Annotated in this window: 5 protein-coding genes; 2 read left to right on the top strand and 3 right to left on the bottom strand. The window is 70.5% G+C overall.

Annotated elements, in window-relative coordinates; genetic code table 11:
* On the top strand, positions 1-1644 hold a 1644-nt coding region (locus tag AB0J68_RS23510), incomplete at its 5' end, for a cellulose binding domain-containing protein (RefSeq protein WP_363940485.1).
* Here the strand turns inward: AB0J68_RS23510 and AB0J68_RS23505 are convergent.
* A complete protein-coding gene (locus AB0J68_RS23505; protein ID WP_354855482.1) occupies positions 1634-2662 on the bottom strand; it encodes a DUF1731 domain-containing protein in 1029 nt (342 codons plus the stop codon). The two genes, AB0J68_RS23510 and AB0J68_RS23505, sit on opposite strands and share 11 nt — an antisense overlap.
* Before the next feature lie 168 nt (positions 2663-2830).
* Between AB0J68_RS23505 and AB0J68_RS23500 the strand changes: the two genes are divergently transcribed.
* Positions 2831-3766, top strand: coding sequence for a hypothetical protein (locus AB0J68_RS23500; protein WP_363940484.1), 936 nt, complete (start codon positions 2831-2833; stop codon positions 3764-3766).
* Between the two features lie 42 nt (positions 3767-3808).
* Here AB0J68_RS23500 and AB0J68_RS23495 read toward each other — a convergent pair whose 3' ends face one another.
* Together AB0J68_RS23495 and AB0J68_RS23490 are read right to left on the bottom strand one after the other, a co-directional pair.
* Positions 3809-4891, bottom strand: a complete 1083-nt coding sequence (locus AB0J68_RS23495; RefSeq protein ID WP_363940483.1) for a glycosyltransferase family 2 protein — start codon at positions 4889-4891, stop codon at positions 3809-3811.
* Positions 4892-4945: 54 nt separating this feature from the next.
* On the bottom strand, positions 4946-6730 hold the full coding sequence (locus AB0J68_RS23490; RefSeq protein WP_363940482.1) for a hypothetical protein: 1785 nt from the start codon (positions 6728-6730) through the stop codon (positions 4946-4948).
* Between the last annotated feature and the right edge of the window lie 131 nt (positions 6731-6861).

Genomic DNA, 6861 nt, shown 5'->3' with positions numbered 1-6861 from the left:
GGCGCCGCAGCCGCCGGCTGTGCGGTGAACTATGCCGTGTCGTCGCAGTGGCAGGGCGGCTTCGGCGCGAACGTCACCATCACCAATCTCGGCGACGCGGTCAGCAGTTGGACGCTGACCTGGTCCTACAGCGCTGGCCAGACGGTCACGCAGGCGTGGAACACGACTCTGACCCAGAGCGGCGCCGCGGTCACCGCCAAGAACGTCAGCTACAACGGGGCCATCCCCACCAACGGCACGGCATCGTTCGGGTTCAACGGCTCGTGGACGGGCAGCAATCCCGATCCGTCCAGCTTCGCGCTGAACGGTGTGACCTGCACCGGCGGCACGACACCGACCACACCGCCGCCGACCTCGGCACCCCCGACGACACCGCCGCCGACCACGCCGCCACCCACCACTCCGCCGCCCACCGGGCCGGCGGACATCACGGTGAACAGCGCCACCCGGTACCAGACGATCGACGGGTTCGGGGCCGCGCAGTCCATCTGGGGCAGCGCCTGGTCGACGACCGACACCCAGACGCTGGTCGGGATGGGTGCCAACCAGCTCGGGCTGTCCATCGTGCGCACCGGCCTCTCACCGGTGTCCAGCGAATGGTCGACCCACGTGAACTCGTTGAAGACGGCGAAGTCGTACGGGTCCGGTGTGAAGATCCTCGCCTCACCGTGGACGGCGCCGGCGGCGTGGAAGACCAACAACAGCCGAACCAACGGCGGCAAGTTGAAGACCGACTACTACGACGACTACGCGAACCATCTGAACAGCTATGTCCAGTACATGCGCGGCCAGGGCGTGACCATCGACGTCACGTCGGTGCAGAACGAGCCGGACTGGCACCCGGACTACGACTCGATGGACTGGAGCGGCACCGAGCTGCGCAACTTCGTCCGTGATCAGGGCACCAAGGTGCAGAACAGCAAGCTGATGGTCGCCGAGGCGGTCAACATGAACTACGGCTACACCGATCCGACCCTGAACGACGCGACCGCCCGGAACAACATCGGCTACATCGGCGGCCACCTGTACGGCACCGAGGCCGCGGGTCGGCTGGCGCCGTACTCCCTGGCCGCCCAGTACAACAAGCCGGTCTGGATGACCGAGTGGAACTACCACGAGGCGGACGGCGGCGGTTCCAACATCTGGGGTAACCCCGCCAACCTGGCGGTCTGGAACGAGACGCTCGACGACATCATGCGCACGGTGCACAAGTCGATGGAGTCGAACTGGAGCGCCTACATCTGGTGGTACGGCAAGCGTTACTACTCCTTCATCGGCGACGGCGAGGCGGCCTACGGCACCACCGCGGGCGCTCCGCTCAAGCGCGGGTACGCGTTCTCCCAGTACGCGAAGTACGTCCGGCCGGGCTATCAACGGGTGGCCCTGACCAAGAGCTCCAAGGCCTCGCCGCTGGAGGTGACCGCCTACCAGGGCGACGGCAAGATCACGCTGGTGATCCTCAACCGGTCGAACAGCGCGGTCAACAACGCCGTGATCCAGGCGCCGCAGAACGTCAGCAGGGCCGAGTACTACCTCACCTCGCAGAACGCCAACGCGGCCAGCCAGCCGACCAGCGTGAACGGAGGACAGGCCACCATCAACGTCGGCGCACGCAGCATCTCGACCCTCGTGTTCACTCTCTGACCGCCCCCGGGGGTCGGTCGCGCGGCGACCGGGCGTGGGGGTGTGAGCGACCGCGCGCTCCCCCACGCCCCACCGCGCCAGCGTGCCGGCGTCGCAGGGCCAGGTCCACGGCTGCATCGGGCCACCACGGATGATCGAACGTGAAGCCCGCGGCGGAGAGCCGGCCCGGGGCGACGCGCCGGCTCTTCAACAGCAGTTCGGTGTCCGACCGGAGCACGAACGCGCCGACCTCCGCCATCAACCTGGTGGCCGGCAGGCCGACCGGCATCCGCCAGGCCGACCGCAGCGCCCGCATGAATTCCCGCTGTGGCACCGCGCCGGGCGCGGCCAGGTTCACGGGCCCGGCGAGGTCGTCGCGGTCGATCAGAAAGCACACCGCGCGGACGAAATCCTGGTCGTGGATCCACGAGACGTACTGCCCACCGCCCGCGACCGAGCCGCCGAGCCCGAGCCGCGCGAGCCAGCTCAGCACATCGAACACGCCACCGCGGTCGGGGCTCATCACCAGGGCCGAGCGCAGCGCAACCTTGCGCGTGTGGGGAGTCGCCGCCCGCTCCTGCGCGGCCTCCCAGTTCTGGGCGATAGCGACGCTGTACGACCAGTACCCGGGCACACCGTGCTCGCCGCCGCCGAGCACGCCGTCGCGCTCGTCGTTGGCGGCGTCGAAGCGGTGCGCGTAGATGGTCGCGGTGCTCATCTGCATCCACACCCTGGGCGGCCGGTCGGCCGCGGCGATGGCCTCGCCGACGACCCGCGCCGACTCCACCCGTGAGCGCATCATGGCGTCGAGGTTCTCCGGGGTGTACCGACAGCTCACGCTGCGCCCGGCCAGATTGATGACCACATCGCTGCCGTTGATCTGCCGGGCCCAGTCGCCGAGCGTGGCGCCGTCCCAGCGAACCTGACGCGCACCCCTGGGCGAGCGGGTCAACAGCACCACGTCGTGACCCTGCGCGGTCAACGCCCGGTCCAGGATCGCGCCTAGCTGGCCGGTGCCGCCCGGAATGACGATCTTCACGGTCGATTCTCGGTCGGCACCAGTTTTTGAACATGTTCAACCATGCTCCGAGCGTACGGGGGAACGGCCGCCGGATCAAGATCGATCACCACGACTCCCTCCCTGCGGGGAGCGCCTTCCCCGACAGGAGGGGACCGCTCCGGTCGGAGCCCCGCGAGGATCGGACGCATGACGACACCGACAGCGATCGCGCGCAGGAGCGGCAACCGCCTGACGTACGCCGTACTCGCCTGGACCGTGGCCTATGGCGGCGTACGTCTGGCGTGGACGGTCGGAGAGGCGCCGGAGTTCGGCCCGTTCGGATCCGACCTGCTCGGCTTCACCGGCTGGCGGTCGGTGGTGTTGTGCCTGGCCGCAGGCGCGGCGGCGGTGGCGCTGGACCGGGCGACGACCTGGCGGCCGATGCTCGCGGGATTCGCCTGGGCCCTCGGCGGGGCGCTGGTCGCGGCCGCCGCGATCCTGCTGCCGGAGCTGGTGAGCCTCCTGCTGTTCGCCCGTGGCCCATCCTTCGATCCGGTGGCGTTCGCGAGCCGACTCGGGTGCGTCACCGGAGCGGTGCTGCTCGGCCTGGCCACCGCCCGCTACCAGCGGCGCACCCGGGGCGACTGCCCGGACTGCTGCCGGATGGTCCGACCCGGCCAGCAGCGCTCGGCACCCGCGCCGTGGGCACGCTGGGCCGCGTACGTGGCGGTGGCCGGCCTCGTGACCCGGTTCGTGGCCCAGGCGGTGGTGGGCTTCGACGGTCTCACGCAGGATGCCTCGGTGATCGGGTTGGAGATCGGTCTGGTGCTGGCCGGGGTGCTGCTGCCGCTGGCACTGGTGCGGCACTGGGGTGAGGTTTGGCCGGGATGGGTGCCGCTGCTCGCCGGCCGCACGATCCCCCGACGGTTGTTGCTGGTGCCCGGCTTCGGGCTCGGGGCGAGCGTCGTGGCCTACTTCGGAATGGGGCTGACGCAGGTGGCATCGGGATCGGCCGGCGAGTTCTCTGACCTGTTCCTCTGGGTGGCCATGTCGGCGTACTGCCTCCTGGGGCTCGGCCTCCTCGCCGCGTCCAGCGATTACCACCTGCGCACCCGCAGCGCGTGCCGGTCCTGCGGTCGCTGACCGACTCCACTCCGGCGGACGCCCGACACCCGCCGGTCCCGGTCAGCCGATGTCGCGGTCGTGGGCCTCCCGCCGGTGGGGGGCGGGAGTCCGACCGAGGGAGTCCTCCCGGGCCGGGACCGTCCGCTGGCCGCGTACGGCCGAGCGTGGCGCGGGCGAGACCGGCAGCCGTGGCGCCTCGCCGTTCTCCGCGAGCAGGTGCTCGGTCTCCTGCACCAGGTAGTGCGGTCGGCGCTTGGTCTCGTAGTAGATCCGGCCGATGTACTCCCCGATCACGCCCAGGATCGTCATCTGGATGCCGCCGAGCCCGATCACGCTGACGATGATGGTGGTGTAGCCGGGAACGTCGATGCCCTTCTCGACGGCGTCCGCGACCACCCAGGCCATGTAGACCAGCGCGATGAGGGTGAGGAACAGGCCGCCGTAGATCGCCAGGCGCAGTGGCCGGTTGTTGAACGACAGCAGGCCGTCGAACGCGTAGTTGAAGAGCTTGCCGAACGTCCACCGGCTCCGCCCCGACTGCCGGGTCTCGTTGGCGTGGGCCACCACCGCCGTCCGGAAGCCGATCCAGGAGAACAGTCCCTTGGAGAAGCGGTTGTATTCCGGCATCGCCAGGATCGCGTCCACCGCCAGTCGGGACAGCAGACGGAAGTCACCCGCCCCGTCCTGCAGGCGCACGTCGATCCACCAGTTGATCAGGCGGTAGAAGGACCGTGAGGCGACCATCCGCACGAACCGGTCACCGCGCCGGTCCCGACGGGCGATCACCTGGTCGAAGCCCTGCTGATACAGCATCACCATCTCGGGCAGCAACCGCGGCGGATGCTGCAGGTCGGCGTCCATGATGACTACCGCGTCGCCGGTGGCCCGCTGCAACCCGGCGAGCATCGCCGCCTCCTTGCCGAAGTTGCGGCTGAGCGACGTGTAGCAGACAGCGGGGTCCGCGGCGGCGAGCCGGCGCAGCGCCGCGAGGGTGCCGTCCTCGCTGCCGTCGTCGACGTACACCACCTCGACGTCCACGTCGGGCAGCTCGGCGAGGGCGGCGCACACGGTCTCGTGCAACCGCTCCACCGATGCTTCCTCGTTGAAGCAGGGCACCACGACTGACAATCGCACTGTCGTCACCCCGCCCCGCCCGTACCCGGGCATCCGCCGCCGGCCGGCTCGTCGCCCGCGCGGTCAGAGGTGGTAGACCAGCGTGCCATCAAGATCCTCCCGGGTGATGCCCAGCCCGTCGATGGGCCGGGCCGCGATGCCCTCCCACGGCGTCCCCACGGCGCGGCTCGGCACGAACACCACCGACCGCACGCCTATCCCCCGCAGGTACGCCACGCTGCCCGCATCGGGGAACGACGCCACCGCGGTCCGGGTCTGCGCCTGGCTGACCGGCTCGAAGCCGGCCAGACCGTTGGTCACCCGGGGGAACCCGTCGGTCGTCCACAACATGTACGTCAGATCGCCCACGCTGCCGGCCGGCAGCACCAGGATCGGGTCCTGCACCGTCCGCATCGCCGCCGGTGGCTGTGGCACGGTCGGGTGGGGTGTCCGGTTGACGCCCTCCAGGGTGACCATGGTCAACGGCACCAGCAGGACCAGCGGCGTGAGGATCCGCGTCCACTGGCGGGGCGAGGACTCGCGCAGCGATTCGGCCAGCGCCGTCACCGCGCCGGCGGCCAGCACCGCCAGCAGCAGGCTCGTCCAGTGCATCATCCGCCCGGGGGTGCGCAACGCGTCCCAGCCCGGCAGGAGCGTGGACAGTGTCAGGTAGCCCGGGTCGCCGTCACCGCCGAGGGTGGCGCCCAGGCCCAGCAGCACCGTGCCGAGCACGCCGAGCCCCAGCACGACCCGGTGGCGCAGCGGATACACCGAGAGGAACAGCCCCGCCGCGGCCAGCCCGATCAGCATCATCCCCGGCAGCAGCGCCATCTCCGGCGGCCAGGACAACTGTTCGCGTGCGGCGGCGTGCCGCTCGCCCCACAACCACGAGTCCGCTGGCGCGGTGACGAACCCGATCAGCGGAGGCGAGAACATCTTCGTCCAGTCCAGCGTCCGCTCGGCCTGCGGGTTGAGATCGACGACGCGCAGGTAGACCATGCCCAGCAGCAGCGTCACCGCGCCGAACGCACCTCCACCGAGCAGATCCGCGAGCAGCAGCCGCCGGCCGAACGGCGGGCGCTCCCGCCGCCGCCACCAGGACCAGCCGTAGCAACCCGCCGCCACCAGCACCGCGGCCAGCAGGAAGTACACCAGCGGCAGGCCGATGCCGAAGCCGAGGCTGATCTGCCAGGCGGCGACCAGCCACCCGGCCAACGCCCAGCCCGGCCGGCGGAGCTCGGGCCGGTACCCGTGGCGCAGCGACCAGCCGTGACCACGGGCCAGCATGGCCAGCGACAGCGCGATTCCCGCGCTGGACAGGATGTTCAGGTGCCCGGAGTGCGCCAACCGCCAGGGCGCGTACGCCCACGCGATCGCGGCGACGGCCCCGCCCCACCGGTTCGCGCCGAGCTGCCGCGCCAGGGCGTACGCCCCGAGCGACGCCAAGGCGTGCAGCAGCACGTACAGCACGTTGTACCGGACCACGGCGGCCTCGAAGCCGGACCCGAGCATCCCGATCGGCGCGTAGCCGAGCAGGGTGTCGCTGTAGGCGTACGTGTACTTCTCGGGGTAGAACGTGTTGGAGTGCCAGAGGTCGGCCGGGTTGCTGAGCAGAGCGTGCCCCGACCAGGCGACCTGCCAGGCCTGCAACAGCGGGTCGCCCAGGTCGCCGGGGATCGTGCTCGCCGGATGCCGCAGCGTCGGCCAGGTCAGCACCGCTGCCAGCAGCAGGCTCGCCAGTACCGCCACGGTCCATTCGGAACGGGCCCAGCGCCATCGACCCCAATCGGCCGGTGGCCGGTCGTCGGAGGTCGGCTCGGGCGTCGCGTTCTCCGTGGTCGGTGGCGGGGTGGCGGACCGGATAATCATGAAATAGATGCTCTCCAATAGTCCTGGCCTTGTCCATCCGCTGTCCGAAGCGTGGATGTGCAGGCACCGGGTTCAACGGTCGCGTACCGCTGGGCGTCGCTGAACCGGCAGCGCGGTGGCGCGGACGCACC

This window comes from Micromonospora sp. NPDC049580 (assembly GCF_040675595.1).
Classification (GTDB): domain Bacteria; phylum Actinomycetota; class Actinomycetes; order Mycobacteriales; family Micromonosporaceae; genus Micromonospora.
This window is presented reverse-complemented; position numbering and strand designations above follow the sequence as displayed.